Source organism: Polaromonas sp. P4_H1 (genome assembly GCF_056400945.1).
In genome coordinates this window covers 21,432-41,994 of record NZ_JBFUKG010000026.1, presented here as the reverse complement: position 1 = coordinate 41,994, position 20,563 = coordinate 21,432, and the positions used below count along the sequence as shown (strand labels likewise).

Annotated in this window: 17 protein-coding genes and 1 tRNA gene; 7 read left to right on the top strand and 11 right to left on the bottom strand. The window is 64.0% G+C overall.

Going from position 1 to position 20,563, the window contains the following annotated elements; translation table 11 throughout:
• The 10 genes from AC1DS5_RS24000 to AC1DS5_RS23955 all read right to left on the bottom strand — a co-directional run.
• On the bottom strand, positions 1-4,057 hold a 4,057-nt coding region (locus tag AC1DS5_RS24000), incomplete at its 3' end, for a retention module-containing protein (RefSeq protein WP_477720749.1).
• 181 nt (positions 4,058-4,238) lie between these two features.
• Positions 4,239-4,619 (bottom strand): hypothetical protein, encoded by a 381-nt coding sequence (locus AC1DS5_RS23995; protein ID WP_477720748.1) that lies wholly within the window; start codon positions 4,617-4,619, stop codon positions 4,239-4,241.
• Positions 4,616-5,299 carry a response regulator transcription factor gene (locus AC1DS5_RS23990; protein WP_477720747.1) on the bottom strand — a complete coding sequence of 228 codons (684 nt, stop codon included), beginning with the start codon at positions 5,297-5,299 and terminating at the stop codon, positions 4,616-4,618. Before AC1DS5_RS23990 ends, AC1DS5_RS23995 begins: the two co-directional genes overlap by 4 nt.
• Before the next feature lie 7 nt (positions 5,300-5,306).
• Positions 5,307-6,725 (bottom strand): HlyD family type I secretion periplasmic adaptor subunit, encoded by a 1,419-nt coding sequence (locus AC1DS5_RS23985; protein ID WP_477720746.1) that lies wholly within the window; start codon positions 6,723-6,725, stop codon positions 5,307-5,309.
• Positions 6,722-8,887, bottom strand: coding sequence for a type I secretion system permease/ATPase (locus AC1DS5_RS23980; RefSeq protein WP_477720745.1), 2,166 nt, complete (start codon positions 8,885-8,887; stop codon positions 6,722-6,724). Before AC1DS5_RS23980 ends, AC1DS5_RS23985 begins: the two co-directional genes overlap by 4 nt.
• Before the next feature lie 286 nt (positions 8,888-9,173).
• On the bottom strand, positions 9,174-10,982 hold the full coding sequence (ptsP, locus tag AC1DS5_RS23975) for a phosphoenolpyruvate--protein phosphotransferase (RefSeq protein ID WP_477720744.1): 1,809 nt from the start codon (positions 10,980-10,982) through the stop codon (positions 9,174-9,176).
• 174 nt (positions 10,983-11,156) lie between these two features.
• Entirely contained in the window at positions 11,157-11,426 is a 270-nt protein-coding gene (locus AC1DS5_RS23970) for an HPr family phosphocarrier protein (protein ID WP_477720743.1), read from the bottom strand.
• Entirely contained in the window at positions 11,395-11,838 is a 444-nt protein-coding gene (locus AC1DS5_RS23965) for a PTS sugar transporter subunit IIA (protein ID WP_477720742.1), read from the bottom strand. Before AC1DS5_RS23965 ends, AC1DS5_RS23970 begins: the two co-directional genes overlap by 32 nt.
• Positions 11,835-13,139, bottom strand: coding sequence for an MFS transporter (locus tag AC1DS5_RS23960; protein WP_477720741.1), 1,305 nt, complete (start codon positions 13,137-13,139; stop codon positions 11,835-11,837). The genes AC1DS5_RS23965 and AC1DS5_RS23960 overlap by 4 nt, the downstream gene beginning before the upstream one ends.
• A gap of 57 nt (positions 13,140-13,196) precedes the next feature.
• Positions 13,197-13,784 carry a hypothetical protein gene (locus tag AC1DS5_RS23955; protein ID WP_477720740.1) on the bottom strand — a complete coding sequence of 196 codons (588 nt, stop codon included), beginning with the start codon at positions 13,782-13,784 and terminating at the stop codon, positions 13,197-13,199.
• Between the two features lie 197 nt (positions 13,785-13,981).
• Between AC1DS5_RS23955 and AC1DS5_RS23950 the strand changes: the two genes are divergently transcribed.
• The 6 genes from AC1DS5_RS23950 (at position 13,982) to cynS (ending at position 19,794) form a co-directional block, all read left to right on the top strand.
• Positions 13,982-15,220, top strand: coding sequence for a sensor histidine kinase (locus AC1DS5_RS23950; protein WP_477720739.1), 1,239 nt, complete (start codon positions 13,982-13,984; stop codon positions 15,218-15,220).
• A gap of 30 nt (positions 15,221-15,250) precedes the next feature.
• On the top strand, positions 15,251-15,919 hold the full coding sequence (locus AC1DS5_RS23945; protein WP_477720738.1) for a response regulator: 669 nt from the start codon (positions 15,251-15,253) through the stop codon (positions 15,917-15,919).
• A gap of 117 nt (positions 15,920-16,036) precedes the next feature.
• Positions 16,037-17,392 (top strand): CmpA/NrtA family ABC transporter substrate-binding protein, encoded by a 1,356-nt coding sequence (locus AC1DS5_RS23940; RefSeq protein WP_477720737.1) that lies wholly within the window; start codon positions 16,037-16,039, stop codon positions 17,390-17,392.
• A gap of 114 nt (positions 17,393-17,506) precedes the next feature.
• Positions 17,507-18,370 carry a nitrate ABC transporter permease gene (ntrB, locus tag AC1DS5_RS23935; RefSeq protein WP_477720736.1) on the top strand — a complete coding sequence of 288 codons (864 nt, stop codon included), beginning with the start codon at positions 17,507-17,509 and terminating at the stop codon, positions 18,368-18,370.
• Entirely contained in the window at positions 18,360-19,253 is an 894-nt protein-coding gene (locus tag AC1DS5_RS23930; protein ID WP_477720735.1) for an ABC transporter ATP-binding protein, read from the top strand. The genes ntrB and AC1DS5_RS23930 overlap by 11 nt, the downstream gene beginning before the upstream one ends.
• A gap of 97 nt (positions 19,254-19,350) precedes the next feature.
• On the top strand, positions 19,351-19,794 hold the full coding sequence (gene cynS / locus AC1DS5_RS23925; RefSeq protein WP_477720734.1) for a cyanase: 444 nt from the start codon (positions 19,351-19,353) through the stop codon (positions 19,792-19,794).
• 119 nt (positions 19,795-19,913) lie between these two features.
• On the opposite strand, the gene AC1DS5_RS23920 is transcribed toward cynS, so the two are convergent.
• Positions 19,914-20,297 carry a DUF1801 domain-containing protein gene (locus AC1DS5_RS23920; protein WP_477720733.1) on the bottom strand — a complete coding sequence of 128 codons (384 nt, stop codon included), beginning with the start codon at positions 20,295-20,297 and terminating at the stop codon, positions 19,914-19,916.
• 140 nt (positions 20,298-20,437) lie between these two features.
• Between AC1DS5_RS23920 and AC1DS5_RS23915 the strand changes: the two genes are divergently transcribed.
• Positions 20,438-20,513, top strand: a tRNA-Ala gene (locus tag AC1DS5_RS23915).
• Positions 20,514-20,563 lie beyond the last annotated feature (50 nt).

The window sequence follows — 20,563 nt, the reverse complement described above, 5'->3', positions numbered from 1 at the left end:
CCGGCGGCACCACGTTCGGGCTGCCGTCGTAGCTGTAGCTGCCGTTGGCCTGCAGTGTCAGCGTGCCGAAGCTGCCGGCAATGACCGTGTTCACGCCCGTCTGCACCGCCGTCGTGGTGTCGCCTCCGGCCACCCGCACGCCCACCACGCCGCCACCGGCTGCCGCGCCGTCGGCGCCGAACACGTCGTCCGTGCCGTCCGTCAGCACGTTGCCGCCCACCACAGCGCCTTCGGTCACGCTGTTGCTGTTCGAGAAGGCTGTCGGCACATCGTCCACGATGTCCACCGTGATGGTGCTGGTCACCGTGTTGCCGTTGGCATCCGTCGCCTGGTAGGTGAAGGTGTCGCGGTTGTTCTCGGTGTTGGTGCCGTTGTTGGCATCCGGGCTGGTGTCAAAGCGCTGCGTCAGCGTGTAGCTGTAGCTGCCGTCCGGGTTCAGCGTCAGCGTGCCGAAGCTGCCTGCGGCCGGACTCGTCAGCGCGTAGCTGTAGCCGCCTGCGCCGCCGCTGACGTTGCCCACCAGCGTGCCGGCCGCCGTCTCGGCCGTGCTCGACGGGTTGCTGCCCGTGGCCAGCGCCGCTTCGTTGACCGTGATGTCGTCGTTGCTTGCCGCCAGGCCGCTGTCGGTCAGCGTGATCGTCAGCGTCGTCGTGCTCAGGTCGCCGTCGCCGTCCTTGATGGTGTACACRAAGGTGTCGGTCGCACCRGCCGGCGGCACCACGTTCGGGCTGCCGTCGTAGCTGTAGCTGCCGTTGGCCTGCAGGGTCAGCGTGCCGAAGCTGCCGGCAATGACCGTGTTCACGCCCGTCTGCACCGCCGTCGTGGTGTCGCCTCCGGCCACCCGCACGCCCACCACGCCGCCACCGGCTGCCGCGCCGTCGGCGCCGAACACGTCGTCCGTGCCGTCCGTCAGCACGTTGCCGCCCACCACAGCGCCTTCGGTCACGCTGTTGCTGTTCGAGAAGGCTGTCGGCACATCGTCCACGATGTCCACGGTGATGGTGCTGGTCACCGTGTTGCCGTTGGCATCCGTCGCCTGGTAGGTGAAGGTGTCGCGGTTGTTCTCGGTGTTGGTGCCGTTGTTGGCGTCCGGGCTGGTGTCAAAGCGCTGCGTCAGCGTGTAGCTGTAGCTGCCGTCCGCGTTCAGCGTCAGCGTGCCGAAGCTGCCTGCGGCCGGACTCGTCAGCGCGTAGCTGTAGCCGCCGGCGCCGCCGCTGACGTTGCCTACCAGCGTGCCGGCCGCCGTCTCGGCCGTGCTCGACGGGTTGCTGCCCGTGGCCAGCGCCGCTTCGTTGACCGTGATGTCGTCGTTGCTTGCCGCCAGGCCGCTGTCCGTCAGCGTGATCGTCAGTGTCGTCGTGCTCAGGTCGCCGTCGCCGTCCTTGATGGTGTACACAAAGGTGTCGGTCGCGCCGGCCGGCGGCACCACGTTCGGGCTGCCGTCGTAGCTGTAGCTGCCGTTGGCCTGCAGTGTCAGCGTGCCGAAGCTGCCGGCTATGACCGTGTTCACGCCCGTCTGCACCGCCGTCGTGGTGTCGCCTCCGGCCACCCGCACGCCCACCACGCCGCCACTGGCTGCCGCGCCGTCGGCGCCGAACACGTCGTCCGTGCCGTCCGTCAGCACGTTGCCGCCCACCACAGCGCCTTCGGCCACGCTGTTGGTGTTCGAGAAGGCCGTCGGCACATCGTCAATGATCTCGATGGTGATCGCGGCCGGTGCGGAAGTTCCCGTACCGTCCGACGTGGTCAGCGTGAAGACGTCGCTCTCCGTACCGGCGGCATCCGTGGTCGGGCTGGTCAGCTCGTAGGTGTAGCTGGCGACGCCGCCGCTGTAGGCGGTGACCGTCAGCGTGCCGTTGGTGCCGGCGAAGCTCTGGCCCACCAGGCTGCCAATCGCGACGGTGACGCCGTTGATGGTGACGCTCTGGATGTCGTCCAGGCCGTCCGCATCCGATACCGTGAAGGTGCCGGAGGCAAATTCGCTGCTGGCCGCCGCATCGGAACCGATGGCCAGACCAGCCTCGTACACCACGTCGTTGCCGCCTTGATTACCGGGATCGACGGTGATCGTCGGCACGTCGTTGGTGCCGTTGATGGTGATGGTCAGCGTGGCGATCTGCTGATCGCCGTCCGCGTCTGTCATGGTGTAGTTGAAGGTCTCGGTCAGGCTCTCACCGCCATCGAGTGCCTGCACCGCCGGCAAGGTGTTGTCCAGCGTGTAGCTGTAGGTGCCACTGCCGGTGTCGGTAAAGGTGCCGTAGCTGGCCGTGGTGCTCGCCCACGAGACAAAGCTGGTCGGCGTATCCGCACCCGGCTGGCCATTGGCATGCAGGTCGTTGGCCAGGACGTCGCCTGTGATGGCTGCCACGGCGTCTTCGCTGGTGCTGTTGCTGTCATCCACCGCGTTCGGCACATCGTCAATGATCTCAATGGTGATCGCCGCCGGTGCGGAAGTTCCCGTGCCGTCCGACGTGGTCAGCGTGAAGATGTCGGTCTCCGTGCCGGCGACATCCGTGGTCGGGCTGGTCAGCTCATAGGTGTAGCTGGCAACGCCGCCACTGTAGGCGGTGACCGTCAGCGTGCCGTTGGTGCCGGCGAAGCTCTGGCCCACCAGGCTGCCAATCGCGACGGTGACGCCGTTGATGGTGACGCTCTGGATGTCGTCCAGGCCGTCCGCATCCGATACCGTGAAGGTGCCGGAGGCAAATTCACTGCTGGCCGCGGCATTGGAGCCGGCTGCCAGACCGGACTCGAACACCACGTCGTTGCCGCCTTCATTGCCGGGATCGACGGTGATCCTCGGCACGTCGTTGGTGCCGGTGATGGTGATGGTCACATCGGCCAGGTTGCTCAGGTTGGCGCCATCGGTCACCCGGTAGACATCGGGGAAGACCATGTTGATGGTTTCGCCGTCGTCCAGTGCCTGCGCGGCGGCCTGGGTGGCTTCGTTCACCGTGAAGGTGTAAGCGCCTGTCGCGCTGTCGATGACCAGCGTGCCGTACGCATTGGTCACCGTGATCGAGGGGCCGACCACGGACAGGGTCTGGCCGTCTGCATCGGTATCGTTGGGCAGCACGTTGCCCGAGACGGAGATCTGGTCTTCTGTCAGGCTGTTGCTGTCGTCGACCGCCACCGGTGCGTGGTCGTCGTCAATGATGGTCACGGTGGCCGTGTCGTTGATCAGGGTGGCGCCGATCGGGTTGCTCAGGACAATGGTGAAGGTTTCGTTGCCTTCGACCAGGATGTCGCCCACAATGTTCTCGGTGACGAAGAAGCCGATGTAGCCGGCCGGAATGGTGACCGTGCCGGTGGCCGCGCCGTCGAAATAGTCCGCCGGATTGCTCGCGCTGCCGGGCACGATGGTGTAGGTGACCGTCACATCGCTCGTGGAGACCTTGTCCAGGGTGATCAGGAAGGTGACGGCCTTGCTGCCGCCGCCGGAGCCCTCGATCACATCGGCCGCAGAGACCGTGCCCTGGATCATGTCGCCGGTGATGAGGCCGGGGCCGCCCTCGCCGATACCGACCTGCGTGCCCACGGTGACGCCGACGTTGACCGTGGGTGGCAGTGCCTCCTCCGGAATCTGCTGCACATCGGGCTGCAGTTCGGGCGGGACAAAGTTGTACTCGTAGGCCAGCGGGCTCACGCCCTCGGCGATGCGCAGCAACTGCACAAAGGTGCTGCCGCCGTCCACGCCGCCGCCGGGGGCCAGACCCGCCGCCGTGGCCTCGAGTGACTGGTTCAGGTCGGTCCCGCGTTCGAGTGCCTGGATGACGGTGTCGGCCGTGGCCGGGGTGGTGACCGCGCTGTCCTGGGCCGTGGGTCGCTGGTCGGACTCGGCCACGTTGTCATCGAGCCGCACGCTTTGCGCGGGTGCGACCGCCAGATGGTGGCCGTCTTCCATGATGAGCTCGACGCGAACGTCGCCCACGGTGCGCACGGTCTCGCCTTTTTGCAGGGTGTCACCGACCTTGAGCGCGCGGGTCTTGCCCTGCACGTCAACAGCCAGAACGGTGCCATTTCCTGTAATGGCGGCGACGGTAGCGAATTGGGCCATGATGCTCTCCGGTAAAAAAAAGCCTGGGCCCGCGAGCCCAGGTTATCAACATTGATGACCCGAAGAGTAAGGTGGCGTCGCCAGCCCGTCTATTGGACTTAGGTCCATATCTTGGGCTATCCGGTAATAATCCCGCAATTCCGCGACTATGTGGAGCGGCGCTGCCCCGCAGCGCGCCGCATCAAAGCGGGAAGCTGTCGCCGTCGTCGGGCAGCAAATCCAGCCGGTTGGCCAGGCTGGCCCGGGTCTGGCGTCGCTCAAGCAGCTTGGCTTGGGCCGCAGCGGGCAGGTCGGTGAACTGGATCAGCCCCCGGTTGATGAGTACGTCGATCAGATCTTCCAGCACGCGGGCCAGGCCGGCATCGGTCTGGCTCAGTGGATTGGTCTGGCTGGAGACCTCGCGTACAAATTCTTCCACCCCGGGATCAGCCCCATGCACGGCCTCCCAGCCTGCGGCCAGCGCATCTTGCGCGCTCATGGATTGATGGGTCAGTGCGACGATGCGCCCCGCAGCATTGCGACGGCACAGCAGGGCGCTTGCGGGTGGCGGTGTATCAGTCATGACAAGAGCTCCCGCTCAGGGGTCTGCGCCGCGTCGGTGGAGGCGGAAAGGCGCAGCACGAGTTGCAGACGATCGCGCACGCCAAGTTTTTCGAACACCGCACCGAGGTGGGCCTTGACGGTGCGCTCTGAAATGTGCATCAGGGCGGCCACCTCCTTGTTGGAGCGCCCGGCCGAAACAGCCTGGGCCACTTCGGCTTCGCGTGCGGACAATTGGGCCCAGACGTTTTGGCCAGGGGCAGCCGCGGCAGCAGGTGCCGCAGGAAGTCGTGCGAGCGCCGCATGGGTCGAGGCGACCAGGCGACGCATCAGGTCCGGGCCCACCCACAGGCCGCCATGCTCGACGACCAGGGCGACCTCCTGCAACAGCGCAGGCACGGCATAGGCATGGGTGTAGCCGCGCGCGCCCTTGTCGAGAGCGTCAAGGCCTTCGAGTGGATGGGGCAGGCCGGACACCACCACGACAGGCGCCCCAGGCAGGACCTGCAGAATCTCGCGCAGATGTACAGCCCATTGCGCATCGGCGGTGCTGATCCAGACCAGGCTTGTGTTCGCGGGCCGGCCCCGCAAACTGGTCAGCATGGCCGGCGCCTTGTGCACTTGCCCTGCGGGAAACGCCTCGCACCAGCGCTCCGGTACAGGCGCGGCAGGCGTGGTCAGGAACAGGTGCTCGATACTCATCGCTCGCTCAGCGCTCACTCAGTGCGTTGGCTTTGGCACGCAGTACGGGCTTGAGCAAATAAGCCAACACCGATTTCTTGCCAGTGAGGATGTCAACCTGCGCCACCATGCCCGGAATGATGGGGAGGTTCGGACCCAGGCTGGGTTTGTGCGTGCGCACCCGCACGTGGTAGAAGGCGTTGCCTTTTTCGTCAATGACCGAGTCGGCGCCGATGTTGATCACATCCGCCTCCAGGCCACCGTAAATGGAAAAGTCATAGGCGCTGAACTTCACCATGGCCTGCTGCCCGGGCCGCAGAAAGGCAATGTCCTTGGGGGTGATTTGCACCTCCAGAATCAGCGTGTCGTCCAGGGGCACAATCTCAACCACTTCCTTGCCGGGTTGCACCACCGCCCCCATGGTGTTGACCAGCAGGCGCTTGACGGTGCCGCGCACGGGTGACTTGATATCGGCATGCTTGACTTTGTCTTCAAGCGCCCGCCCGCCCTGCGACAGGCTGGCCAGCTTGTTCATGGTCTCCGACAGCTCGCCGCTCATCTGGTTGCGGCTGGTGAGCTGCACTTCCTCTATCTTGCGCGTAGCCTCCAGGATGGACGACTGCACACGCGAGATCTGCGCCGTGGCCTGCTCCCGGTCACCGCGCAGGCGAGCCACGTCGCGCTCGAGGCGCAACACCTCCACTTCAGAGACAGCGCCGGTGGCAATCATGGGGCGTGTGGCATTGAGCTCCTTGTTCATCAGTTCCAGGCTGCGCTCGGCCTGGTCACGGCGGGCAAGGACTTCGTTGAGCTCCTGCTGGCGCTGGGACAGCTGGGCCTGAGATATGTAAAGCTGGGCGCCGATTTCGGCCCGGCGTGATTCATACAGGCGCAACTCCTGCGCGACGATGTCGGGCGCTTCACGTACCAGTTCCGCGGGCGGGTTGAACGGATTGCCCCGCGTCAGGGCCTCCAGCCGCAAGGCCTTGGCCTGGTAAGACAGCTGGGCGGCGCGGCTTTCCTGCATGGTGGAGACAAAGCGCGTCGGGTCCACGCGCATCAGCAGCTGGCCGGCGTCGACCACCTGCCCCTCCTTGACGAGCAGGGCCTCCACCACACCGCCGTCGACACTCTGGATGATCTGCACCTGGCTGGTCGGCACCACGCGGGCCTCGCCGCGGGTGACTTCGTCGAGCTCGGCAAAGTAGGCCCAGATCACCAGCAAGCCCAGGACGCCCGCGGCCAGACGCAGCAGCCGCTTGGCGCGCAAGGGCTCCTGCTGCAGGCGGGCCCAGTCGGCATCGCCTGCCCAGTCGAGCGAGTCCTGCTCCTCAACCGGCGTGAGCCGCTTGACCAGCGGATCGAACGCCTTCTGGCTGGATTTAGTTGACCGGCTGATCCAGTCGCCCAGGCGTTCAAAGGCTTTTTCGCTGAGCCAGGCCATCATGCAGCCTTTCCAACGCGCCCCTGGCGCAGTGCGGTGACCACTTGATCCTTGGGACCGTCGGCCACGATGCGGCCACCGTCCATGACGATGATGCGATCCGCCAGTTCCAGCACCGAGGTGCGGTGGCTGATCAGCACCACGGTCTTGCCGACCGAAAACTCCTTCAGGCGGCGCTTGATATCTTCTTCGCTGGAGTAGTCCATCGACGAGGTGGGCTCGTCCAGCAACAGGATGGGGGGATCGTTGATGACCGCACGCGCAATGGCCACGCCCTGGCGCTGCCCGCCAGACAACGATTCACCGCGCTCGCCGACCAGCATGTCAAAGCCCTGGGGGTGCTGGTTCACCAGCCCGATAATGCCGCCGATTTCGGCCGCCTTCACAATGTCGGCATCTTCTGCCAGCGGTGCGCCCAGGGTAATGTTGTCCCGCAGGCTGCCATAGAACAGCATCACGTCCTGCTGCACGTAGCCGATCTGGCGCCGCAGTTCGGCGGGGTCAAGCTGGCGCAGGTCGACGCCATCCACCAGCACAGCCCCGGTCGTAGGCCGGTACAGGCCCAGAATGAGTTTTTCCAGCGTGGTCTTGCCCGAGCCGATGCGTCCCAGGATGGCCACCCTTTCCCCCGGCTTGATGCTCAATGTCAGGTTGCGCAGCGACGGCGTATCCTGGCCCGGGTAGGAGAAGCTCACATCGCGGAAGTCGATGGCTCCCTTGAGGTGACCACGGCTGATGAAAGTGGTGTCCGCCGGGCGCTCCACGTCGCGCGCCATCATTTCATTGAGCGACGTCAGCGCGGTGGCGGCCGTGTGGTACTGAACCAGCAGGCCCGCCACCTGCCCCACCGGCGCCATGGCGCGAGAGGCCAGCATGGTGCAGGCAATCAGGCCGCCTACGGTCAGCTCGCGTTCGGCAATCACGTAGACGCCGATGATGACGATGACCAGGCTGACGAGTTGCTGCACAAATGCCGAAGTATTGCTGGCGGTGGACGACAGCAAACGCAACTGCGCGCCCACCCGCGCCAGCAACGCCGCGCTTTTTTCCCATTTGCTCTGGATGGCTGACTCGGCGCCCAGGGCCTTGAGGGTTTCGAAGCCCACGAGTCCTTCGATCAGGGTGGCATTGCGCTGCGCCGCCGCGCGGTAAGTGGTTTCTGCCAGTTCGTGCATCCGGCCCTGCACGGCCAGCGCGTACAGCAGCATGATGGCCGCGCCCACGCCGAGGGGAATCAGCATGGGCCAGGAGATCCAGCCAATCACGATCATGAAAATGAGTGCGAACGGCAGGTCAATGAATGCCACCACGGTGGCCGAGCCGATGAAATCCCGCACAGACTCAAACGCCCGCAGGTTGGATGCAAACGAGCCGGCGGAGACCGGCCGCTGCTCCATGCGCATGCCGAGCACGCGCTCCATGATGAAGGCCGACAACTTGACATCGGCACGGCTGCTGGCGAGGTCGACAAACCGGCTGCGCAATGTGCGCAGCACTAGGTCGCTCACCAACATCAACATCAGCCCCAAGGCCAGCACCCACAGGGTTTCAAACGCATGGTTGGGCACCACGCGGTCGTAAACGTTCATCGTGAAGAGGGGCAGGCCGAGCGCAAACAGGTTGGCCAGCAAGGCGGCCAGCAGCACGTCGCGGTAGAGCGGCCGGCTCTCGGCCACGACGCTCCAGAACCAGTGGCCATGACGGCCGGCGCGCACTTCGGGGGCGCGAGCATCAAAGCGCAGGCTGGGTCGTACATAGATGGAGACGCCCGTGTAATCTGTCTCCAGGTTCGCCAGGGGCACCGTCACCGGCGCGTCGCCGAGCTCGGGATAGACCATCCGGGCGGCGCTGCGGTCTTCATTGAAGCCCAGCAGCACGCACGCCTTCTGACCATGCATCAGCACGATGGCGGGCAGCAGGGCATCCTTGAGCCGGTCGAGGTTTTTGCGGACCAGCTGACTGCTGAGCCGGGCACGCCGGGCCGCGCGGACAAACAGGCTGGGCGTCAGGCGCTGATGTTCGGCCGGAAGGCCCGCCATGACGGCGTCACGCGTCAGAACCTCGCCATGGGCTCGCGCAACAATCAGCAAGCAAGCGAGCAACTCATCGTGCGCGGAAAGCACCGCGGACGATTTTCCATCTCCTGAGATCTGGCCACTGGACATTGGTCCTCCCACTCACACCGACACACCTTGTACCAATTTCAGTGTAACAAGATATGTCCAGAGTATCCAGAGGTGTAGCCCGTGTGGCGCAGTGGCCAGAAGCCTGTCGGGCTTGGGGCGCCAAAAGCGCAAATCGCCCCCGAAGAGGACCGTTTTTTGCCGGATTTACAGGCCCATACCGATAGCCCCGCCATGGGGCAAAAAAAACGGGAAAAATGGGGAATATTACCGCTGCGGTCGATTTGCAGCCGACGATTTGCCGACGACTCCCCAGCCCGACAGGGTCCTAGGCGTTGGCTGGTACAGGCACAGGCACTGGTGCGGGCAATAAGGTGGCGTTTATGAGGGCGGCCGGGTCCTCCGCATCAAGCACCTGCGCAGCCCAGACGCTGAGCTTGCCGGCATCAGCCCGCAGGATTTGCTGCTTGACCGCCAGGATGCGCGACGGATGCATGGAAAAGCTGCGCAATCCCAAGCCCAGCAGCAGCCGCGTCATGCCCACGTCGCCGGCCATTTCGCCGCACACGCTGACCCCTTTGCCCTGCGCATTGCATTCCGCGATGGTCCCGGCCACCAGGTGCAGTACCGCCGGGTGACAAGGGTCGTACAAATGCGCCACGGACTCATCCGCCCGGTCTATGGCCAGGGTGTACTGGATGAGGTCGTTGGTGCCGATGGACAGGAAGTCAAAGTATTTGAGGAAGAGCTTGAGCGTGAGCGCCGCAGCTGGAATTTCGATCATGGCGCCCAGGCGCACCGGCCCATACGGCGTGCCCTTGCTGTCCAGTGTGGCGCGTGCGTGGTCAATCAACGCCATGGTCTGGCGAATCTCGGCGCCGTGGGCCAGCATGGGCACCAGCAAATTGACCTGGCCGTGGGCCGCGGCGCGCAGGATGGCACGCAGCTGCGTCAAAAACATCGGCGGGTCGGCCAGGCTCCAGCGAATGGCGCGCAGGCCGAGCGCCGGATTGAGGTGGCTGTCCTGCGCCTTGTCCAGCCGGTCCAGCGGCTTGTCCGAGCCCACGTCGACCGTACGGATGGTCACGGGCAGGCCGTGCATGCCCTCAACGGCCTTGCGGTAAGCCCGGTATTGCTCTTCCTCATCGGGCAGATCGCCACTGCGCCCCATGAACAGGAACTCGCTGCGAAACAGCCCGACGCCCACGGCGCCGGCATTGACAGCACCCACGGTGTCCTCGGGCATTTCAATATTGGCCAGCAACTCCACTTTCTGCCCGTCTATCGTCACGGCGGGGGTGTGCTTGAGCCGGTTCAGCCGCTCGCGCTCCAGCTCGCCCTGGCGCTGCTTGAAGCCGTACTCGGCCAGGATGATGGGCGAGGGATCGACAATCAGCACGCCGGCGTCACCGTCGATGATGACCCAGTCGTCCTGCTCGATCAGCTGGCTGGCGCTGCGCGCGCCGACCACCGCGGGGATGTCCATGCTGCGCGCCACGATCGCCGTATGCGAGGTCCGGCCGCCGACGTCGGTCGCAAAACCGGCAAACAGGCTCTGCTTGAACTGCAGCATGTCGGCAGGGGAGATGTCGTGTGCAATCAGCACCAGGGGCACATCCATGGTGTCGTCCAGCAGCAGCCCCTGCGAATGCTTGCGGCTGGCGCCGGCAGGCCCGACCGGCTGCACCGGTGAGGCCACGCCTTTCATGTAGCGCAACATGCGCTCCACCACCTGCTCCAGATCCGCCTTGCGCTCACGCAGGTACTCGTCTTCCATGTCATCGAACTGGCGGGCGATGATTTCGTACTGCGTGGCTAACGCCCACTCGGCGTTGTAATGGCGCTCGGTGATCCAGTGCTTGACGCCGCTGATTAGCTGCTCGTCCTGCAGCAGCATCAGGTGAACATCCAGCAAGGCAGCCAGTTCGTGCGGCGCATCCGGCGGCAGATCCTGCTGCAGGCGGGTAATTTCTTCCGCAACAGCGTTGCGCGCCAGCCGCGCACGCGTAATTTCTTCAATGGTCTTGCCGGGGTCAATAAAGTAGTGCGCCACATCGGCACGGCTGGACGCCACGAGCACGGCACGGCCAATCGCAATCCCCCGCGACACCGCCAGACCGTGGACTGAAAACGTCATTCAACTCCCCTATTAACAAAGCACAAAGAAAACACAAGACCAAAGAACAAGGGCCCGGTTCAATTCGTGACCTGGCCGACGCAACTGCTGCAACTGATGCAGCAGGCACGATGAAGAGCAACACCCATTTTCGCAGGGCCGCCCCAAGGAACATCAGCCCTTGGGGACATATCCTTACTCGCCCTCGCCGAACTTGTCGGCAATGAGCGCCAGCAAGGCATCCATCGCCGCCTGCTCCTGCTCCCCATTGGTTTCAATGTCCACGGTGCTGCCCAACCCGGCCGCCAGCATCATCACCCCCATGATGCTCTTGGCGTTGACCCGGCGCTCGCCCCGGCTCATCCAGACCTCACAGGGAAAGCTGCCGGCGAGTTTGGTGAGTTTTGCGGATGCCCGGGCATGAAGGCCCAGCTTATTGTTGATGTTCGTGCTGGTCTTGATCATGAGTTCTGCGTACCTGATTTTGCGGCGCGGTGATAGCCACCTGCATCACCCCCTGCGTGGCGCCCACCAGTGCGCGCGCCACCAAAGCATCGAGCGACTCGTGCCGGTAGGACACGGTACGCAGCAGCATGGGCAGGTTGACGCCTGTGATCAGCTTGGAATGGACCCCATCGACCAGTTTTTGCGCCACGTTGCAGGGGGTGGCGCCAAAAACGTCCACCAGCACCAGGGCGTGCGAGGTGCCCAGTTGCTCCAGCATGACGCGGGCCTGGGCCAGCGTTTCTTCGGGCGGCATGTTGGGCTGCACATCCAGCGTCGCAACGCCGGCGGCGTTGTCGGGAAACACATGCAGCATGCACTGGCGCAGGGCGGAAGCCAGCGGAGCATGGGCGATGATGAAAATGCCGTTCATTGGGGTGAATTATCAGCGTTCACACTGAGGAAATACCCATATGAGGCGATACAGCAACATAAAAACACTCCCATGGCCGCCTGAAAACTGGCCACTTCGGTCAGTCCTGCGGCCCTGAATGCGTCAACAGCCAGGCCAATGCTCCATTGCACCACAAACACGCCACCAAAGATCATCAGGTTGTAGGCCGACATGGCGCGCCCGGCCAATGACGCGCTGAAAGCCATGCCCACCGCCGGCTGGGCCAGGCCCAGGGCGCTGGAACTCATGCAAAAAAGAGCCCAGCCCAGCCACCCCGTGCCGCTGCCGGCGAGGATGTTGGCCGCCAGAACCAGCAGGCTGACAGGCACGCCCCAGCCGATCAGCCGATTGGCGCTCCAGCCTCGCCCGACCAGCCAGGGATTGACCATGCCCCAGGCCCAGAAAGTCACCAGCATGGCGGCGTTGATGTAGAAAAGACCCGTGGCCGCCTCCAGCGGCGTGTAGCCGGCCACCCTGACCATCCACGGGCCGGCCCACAGCGTCTGCACCGCCACCAGGCCGCCGTAGTTGAAGAAAGCCAGCGGCGCCATTTTCCGGAAATACCGGCTGCGCCAGACCAAGGCGTAGCTTGCTTCTGCGCCTGCCGTCTCGGGAACCCCGTGGGTTGTGCCGGCATTCTTCTGCCAAGCAGGCACCACCCAGGCGATCACGCCCATGGACAGCAGAATCATCGCCGCCAGAATCCAGAACAGCGGACGCCAGCCGATCAACGGCATCAGCCATTGCACCGGCAGGGTGGAGGCCAGCATGCCGAGCGAGCCTGTCATCAGCATCCAGGAATTGGCACGCAAAACGGCAGGCCCCTCGAACCAGCGGCGGTAGCCCGTGAGCGGGGCCATCAGGCAGGCGCTGACGCCCATGCCGACCAGCACGCGGGCGGCGAACAGCCAGGCAAAGGTGCCCGCCAGCGAAAAGGCCACGCAACCCAGCACGGCCACGCTCAGGAAACACAGGATCACGCGCTTGGGGCCATGGCGGTCCAGCCAGGCGCCCAGCGGCAGCTGCGTGGACGCAAACCCCAGAAAATAGCCCGCACCCAGCAACCCCAGGTCACGTGCCTGCAGGGCAAAGTCCTGGCTCAACACCGGCGACAGCGTGGCCGTGATGGCACGCACCAGCGCAGAACAGAAATAGGCGGCCGCAAAGGCCAGGAACACGATGGCGGCGGTTTTCCTGTCCAGCGGGCGTGGCGCGGCCGGACCAACGGTCGCAGCAGTCGCTACCGCCGTCGATGGCGAGGCATTCTGCGCCCTTGTCATACAGCAGGAGGTCTGGTCCGCATCGTTACATCTTTATCTTGTGGGAGGGTGCTGGCTTCATTCGAACTTGAGGCCTGCGAAAAAAGTCTCCGCCACCTCGGCCGCCGCGTCGCGCTTTGGCGTTGTCGTCCCCGCATACATCACCACCTGAAAGACCTGCGACCCTTGGGCGAAGTAGGCGGCCCGGCCCGTCACGGCGGTCCCGTCGGCACGCTGCCCCTGGGCGCTCACCAGCACGGGTGCGGGCTCCGCAGATGCGCCGGGGAGCTTGAATGAAACGACCTGCGTGACACCCGGGCCGGTTCCGGCACCTGCCGGAGCGGCCTTCATGTTGGCCAGCGTCAGGCTTTGCCACTGGGCCAGAACGGGAGCAGCCTTGGCCGCATCACCCAGGTCTGCCACCGCCACGGCAAAGGTCGCACCGCCGGCATCGCAGCCCAGCATGACCATCATGGTCGGCTGGCCGCCGAGCGGCACGGTTTTTTGCGCCTTGTCGGGCTTGCAGGGCAACAACAGGCTCAGGCGGGTGTTGTCGGGGCGTACCTCGCGCCAGTTGAAGGCGGGGCTGCAGGCCGCCAACGCCATGGCCAGCGCCAGCAACGCCGCCATGGCTGCCATTGAAAAGGTGGGGGTCTGTCGTGGCATCAGGTGCGCTCAGGGCTAGTCTTCGTGGGAGGGTCAGCAAGCATCGCACTTTACAGCCATTCGCGCGCCATCTTGGGGCCGGGTGGTGCGTGGCCTGGCGTGGTTTTAGCGATAACGGCGGGGTAATGCACCACTATGGAGCCATGACGGCACCTGTTTTTGCACCAATCTGGGCACGATGCTTGCTACTTGCACACATGGTTGAAGACACCCTCCTGCCCGAGATGCGCGGCCTGCCCCTGGGGCAAGCGGTGCCGGCCCACCTTCCGGGGGCCGGGCAAGTGATCTGGCGGGACAAGCTCTCGCAGTTGCTGGAATCCACCGGGGAAGGGATTTTCGGCATCGACATGGACGGCCGCTGCACCTTCATCAACCGGGCCGGGGCCGAGCAGCTGGGCTGGCTGCCTGCCGAGGTGCTGGGCCACAACATGCATGAACTGGCGCACCACTCCCATGCCGGCGGTGCACACTACCCCGAGCATCTGTGCCCCATCTTCAACGCCTTTCGCAAGGCCCTGCCCTGCCGCATTGACACCGAGCTGTTCTGGCGCAAAAACGGCAGTGCGTTTGCGGTGGAATATTCTTCCTATCCCATTGTCGAGGGCGGCGTGGTGCAAGGCGCGGTGGTCACTTTCGTCGACATCTCGGCACGCCGCCAGGCCGAGGATGCCCTGCGGCAGGCCCACGCCGTGCTGGAGCAGCGCGTGAGCGAGCGCACCCAGGCGCTGTCGGAAGCCCTGGAGCAGTTGCGCGAACTCTCAGCCTATACCCACAGCGTGCGCGAGGAAGAGCGCACCCGCATCGCACGCGAGGTGCACGACGAGCTGGGCAGCCTGCTGGTCGCGCTGAAGATGGACGTGGGCTGGCTCGACAAGCGCCTGGGCGAACAACAGCAACGCAGCCTGGATGAGGCCCAGGCCATGCGGGAACGCATGCGCAGCAAATGCCAGAACATGGGCCGACTGATTGAGGCGGCCGTCGACAACGTAGGCCGCATCATCACCGACCTGCGTCCCAGCATCCTGGACCACCAGGGCCTGTGGGCCGCGCTCGATTGGCAGGCGCATGAATTTGTGCAGTCCGCCGAACTCGCACTGGACTGGCAGATGGACGTGAACGATGCCACACCGCTGCCGGAGCAGGCGGCCATCGGCATTTTCCGCATCTTCCAGGAAATGCTCAGCAATGTGGGCCGGCACGCACAGGCCAGCCGGGTCGCCATCACCATCCAGGCCACGGCCCGGGACATCAGCATCGCGGTGCAGGACAACGGCAAGGGTGCCGAAGCCGCCGCCTTTGAGGCGGCCAACGCGTATGGCGTGATGGGCATGCGGGAGCGGGCGCGCCATCTCGGCGGCACGCTCGAGATTTCAAGTCAAGTTGGACACGGCGCCCTGTTTCACCTGCATATCCAGCTTCAAAAGCAAAACCAATAGCAATAGCAATAACAAAACTGTTTACCCACCATGAACACCGTGAAAATCCTGATCGGCGACGATCACCGCATCGTGCGCGAAGGCCTGAAACAGGTGCTGGCCGATGCGCCGGAAATCGAAGTGGTGGCCGAAGCGGAAACCGGTCCGGACATCCTGCAGCGCGTCGACGCTCTGGGCGGCGACAGCGGCCTGGACGCCGTGCTGCTGGACATCGCGCTGCCCGACCGCGACGGCCTGGACGTGTTGCAGGCACTGAAGAAAAGCTGGCCCCGGCTGGCGGTGCTGATGCTCAGCACCTACCCGGAAAAGCAGTATGCGGTGCGCTGCATCAAGCTCGGCGCCGCCGGCTACCTGAATAAGAGCGCCAACCCGGACGACATGATTGCCGCGGTGCGCAAGGTGGCCGCCGGCGGCGTCTACGTGTCGGCCATTGCCGCCGAAGCGCTGGCCAGCGCCGTCGGCAACAGCGCCACCAAAACCGGAGGCGGTGGTGGCACCGAATCACTGTCGCACCGCGAGCACCAGGTGTTCCGCCTGCTCACGGCCGGCAAGTCCGTGGGCGAAATTGGTGCACAGCTGAATCTGGCACCCAACACTGTCAGCACCTACCGTGCGCGCATCCTCGAAAAAACCGGCACCCGCAATGACGTGGAGCTGGCTTTGTATGCCGAGCGCCACACCAAAACCGCCCATTTGTAGGGGCGGCCCTACACGGCCTCGAAGACTGCACCGCGTTTTGCGGGTGCAGCGGGCCAAACCACCCCGACGGGCCCGTCCCTTGCATGGAGCATGGCATCTTTACCAACGGGGAACCCGATGTCCACTCGCTTCGATGCCTATGATGCCGACCGACCGCTGATGCTGCGCTGCGCCTGCGGACAGGACCATGCACCGGGCGAGCATGACGCGGCTGCGGCCAGCGCGCAGGAGCTGTCGCACAGCTTCATGGAGGCCAGTCTGGTCAAGGCGCTGTTCCCGGTCGACAGCGTACGCCGCAGCTTCCTGCGGGCGGTAGGCGCCAACACCGCACGCGCGGCGATTGCCTCCGTCTTTCCCATGGGTGCGCTGCAGGCAATGGCGCAAGACCGCGGCCCGCTGGAAAAGAAAGACCTCAAGATCGGCTTCATCGCCATCACCTGCGCCAGCCCGCTGATCATGGCTGACCCGCTGGGTTTCTATAAAAAAGAAGGCCTCAACGTCCAGCTCAACAAGACCGCCGGCTGGGCGCTGATTCGCGACAAGATGATCAACAAGGAGCATGACGCGTCGCACTTCCTGTCGCCCATGCCGCTGGCCATGACCATGGGCCTCGGGTCCAACCAGGTCAACATGAATGTGGCGAGCATCCAGAACACCAATGGCCAGGCCATCACGCTGCACGTCAAGCACAAGAACAACCGCGACCCGAAGAACTGGAAGGGCTTCAAGTTCGCGATTCCGTTCGAGTACAGCATGCACAACTTTTTGCTGCGCTATTACCTGGCCGAGAACGGGCTGAACCCCGACACCGATGTGCAGCTGCGCGTGGTGCCGCCGCCGGAGATGGTGGCCAACCTGCGCGCGGGCAACATCGACGGCTTCCTCGGCCCCGATCCCTTCAACCAGCGCGCGGTCTACGACGAAGTGGGCTTCATCCACATCCTGTCCAAGGACATCTGGGACGGCCACCCGTGCTGCGCCTTTGGCGTGAGCGACGAGTTCATCCAGAAAAATCCCAACACCTTTGCGGCCCTCTACCGCGCGGTGCTGGGCGCCTCCTTCATGGCCAGCCAGCCCAAGGACCGCGACCTGATTGCCAAGGTGATCGCGCCGACGCAATACCTCAACCAGCCGGAAGCCGTTTTGCAGCAGGTGCTGACCGGCAAGTTTGCCGATGGCCTGGGCAATATCAAAAATGTGCCCGACCGTGCCAACTTCGACCCGGTGCCGTGGCAGAGCATGGCGGTCTGGATGCTGACCCAGATGAAACGCTGGGGCTATGTGAAGGGCGACGTCAACTACCGGCAGATTGCCGAGAAGGTGTTCCTGCTCACCGAAGCCAAAAAACAGATGTCGCTGGCCGGCTTCAGGCCGCCGGAAGGCGCCTACAAAAAGTTCAAGGTCATGGGCAAGGAGTTTGACCCCGCCAGGCCGGACGACTATGTGAAGAGCTTTGCCATCAATAAGCTATGAGCCCCCACGGTCGCTCACTGCGTGTAGCTCCCTGCCCCCTCAAGGGGCCGCTGCGCCTGCGGCCCCTGCTTGGTTTTCATTGAAATCCCACGCTCGCTCACTTCTTGTAGCTCCATGAAATCATTAAATCTCAAAGCGGGCTTGGTCTCGCTGCTCATCTTCCTGGCCTTCCTGGGCATCTGGTACACCGCCACGCTGCCTTCGCCGGGCACGCCCGTGGCCAGTACGGCGGGGCTGAGCGCCGAGCAGATCGAATACCAGAAGATGATGGGCAAGGACCCGGGCAACACCAAGACCACCGGATTCCCAACGCTGGGCCAAATGGGCACGGCGATCTGGAAGCAGGTGTCCAACCCGGTGTATGACAACGGCCCCAACGACAAGGGCATCCTGATCCAGCTGGGCCATTCGCTGGCGCGCGTGGGCCTGGGCTTTTTGCTGGCCTGCGCGGTGGCCGTGCCGCTAGGCTTTGTGATCGGCATGTCGCCCCTGCTGCGGCGTGCGTTTGACCCCTTCATCCAGGTGCTCAAGCCGATCTCGCCGCTGGCCTGGATGCCGCTGGCGCTTTACACCATCAAGGACTCGTCCATCTCGGGCATCTTTGTGATCTTCATCTGCTCGGTCTGGCCCATGCTGATCAACACCGCCTTTGGCGTGTCCGCCGTCAAGCGCGAGTGGCTCAATGTGGCCAGCACGCTGGAAGTCAGCCCGCTGCGCAAGGCCTTCCTGGTGATCCTGCCGGCAGCGGCGCCCACCATTTTTACCGGCATGCGCATTTCCATGGGCATCGCCTGGCTGGTGATTGTGGCCGCCGAGATGCTGGTGGGCGGCACCGGCATTGGCTACTTTGTCTGGAACGAGTGGAACAACCTCTCGCTGACCAACGTGATCTTTGCCATTCTCGTGATCGGCATCGTCGGCATGTTGCTGGACCTCAGCTTTGCCCAGTTGCAGAAGATGGTGACGTATGTGGAGTGAAACCGCCTTGCGTCCCGCATCGCACACCGAAGCGGCGAGCCCTCAGAACCCTCAAGCGGCGTCCAGCCCCGCCCAGAAAGAACACAGCATGCAGGGATTCCTCAAAATAGAAAGCTTGAGCAAAGCCTTTGCGCCAGCCAAGCCGGTGTTTGCCAATGTCAGTTTCACCATCGACAAGGGCGAGTTCGTCTGCATCATCGGCCACTCGGGTTGCGGCAAGACCACCATCCTCAATGTGCTGGCCGGCCTGGACAGCGCCACGGCAGGCCACGTCTTCATGGACAACCGCGAGATTGCCGGGCCCAGCCTGGAGCGCGGCGTGGTGTTTCAAAGCCATGCGCTGATGCCCTGGCTGACCGTGCGCAAGAACATCGCGTTTGCGGTGGTGTCCCGCTGGCCTGACTGGACCGCCGCGCAGGTCAATGCCCACGTCGAAAAGTTTGTGGCCATGGTGGGCCTGAGCGCCGCCATCGACAAAAAACCGTCGCAACTCTCGGGCGGCATGAAGCAGCGTGTGGGCATTGCGCGCGCCTTCGCCATCCAGCCCAAGATGCTGCTGCTGGACGAACCCTTTGGCGCACTGGATGCATTGACACGCGGCACGATCCAGGATGAGCTCATGACCATCGTGCGTGAAACGCACCAGACGGTGTTCATGATCACGCACGACGTGGACGAAGCCATCTTGCTGGCCGACCGCATCTTGCTGATGAGCAACGGCACGGAAACCGCGCAAGGCTATGCCCCCGGCCGCATCGCCGAGGAAGTGCGAAACCCGCTGCCGCGCGAGCGCACCCGTGCCGGTCTGCACCACCTGCCGGGCTACTACGAGCTGCGCAACCACATTGTCGATTTTCTCGTCATGCGCGCCAAGGCGCATTGATGCCCGCACCGGCTACCACTACTGCACAACATCCTCACAACCCGTTCACCCCCCTCACCGCCACCTCAAAACCACTTCAAACACAGGAGCCATAAACATGAACCGCAACGACATCACCGAAAAAATCATCACCACCAAGGTTGCCAAGGGCATCACCTGGGAATCGGTCGCCAAAAAGGTGGGCCTCAGCAAGGAATGGGTCACCGCCGGCTGCCTGGGCCAGATGACCTTTGACGACAAGCAGGCCAAAGTCGTCGGCAAAATTTTTGGCCTGACGGCTGAAGAGCAAAAATGGCTGCAGGTCGTGCCGTACAAGGGCTCGCTCCCGACGCCGGTGCCCACCGACCCGCTGATCTACCGCTGGTACGAGATCGTCAGCGTCTACGGCACCACCATCAAGGAACTGATTCACGAAGAATTCGGCGACGGCATCATGAGCGCCATCGACTTCAGCATGGACATCGTGCGCCAGCCCGACCCGAAAGGTGACCGCGTCAACGTGGTGCTGTCGGGCAAGTTTTTGCCGTACAAGACCTATTGATCCTGTCAGCGGAGCCGCAGCCGGCGCGGTGCAATTTTCCGGCGGGCCGCTCCCAAGGAAAATTAGCCCCCTCGGGGGACGGCGTTTACACACAGTGAAAAAGCGTGGGGGCCAGTGAGCTAAAGCTTCGTGGGGTCACCGAGCGTCTTGTTGAGCCGCACCGCTTCTTTGGCGAGGCGGCGCGACAGGACAGCGTTGACTTCATCGCCTTCGCGCAGTTCTCTGGTGGCCATTTCGTACTTGCCGCCGGGCTTTAAAAGCGGGTCCATGCCTGCGAGGCGCTTTCCTCGCCAAAACCCGAACAGCACGCGACTCTCCTCCGCGCGGATGAGCAGCACAGGCCCGTTTGACAGGTAAACCAGGTGGCTCCACTTGATGACTTCAGCCAGCGTGCCGCCGCCCAGGACGGCCACCCGCAATTGCTCCACCGTGGCGCGCTGCCAGCCGGACAGGGCGGCAACATATGCGTCAGGGCTTGAGGCGGGGATGGCCTTCTTCATCATGGCAAGTTTTCGCGTCGCGTCCGTGGATTTTGAGCATCTTATGTCGATGTCGATGTCGCCTGTTGCGCAGTAATTGCAAAATGGCGGCATGACGCTTTACGAGCGCCGGTCAGCGATTCGGATTATCATCAAAATGGCGTGGGGCGGTAGCTCAGCTGGGAGAGCGCTGCGTTCGCAATGCAGAGGTCGTGAGTTCGATCCTCATCCGCTCCACCAGCTTTCAAAGTCGACCGTCCTCAGTCGGCTTTGAAGACTGGTATTCCCCC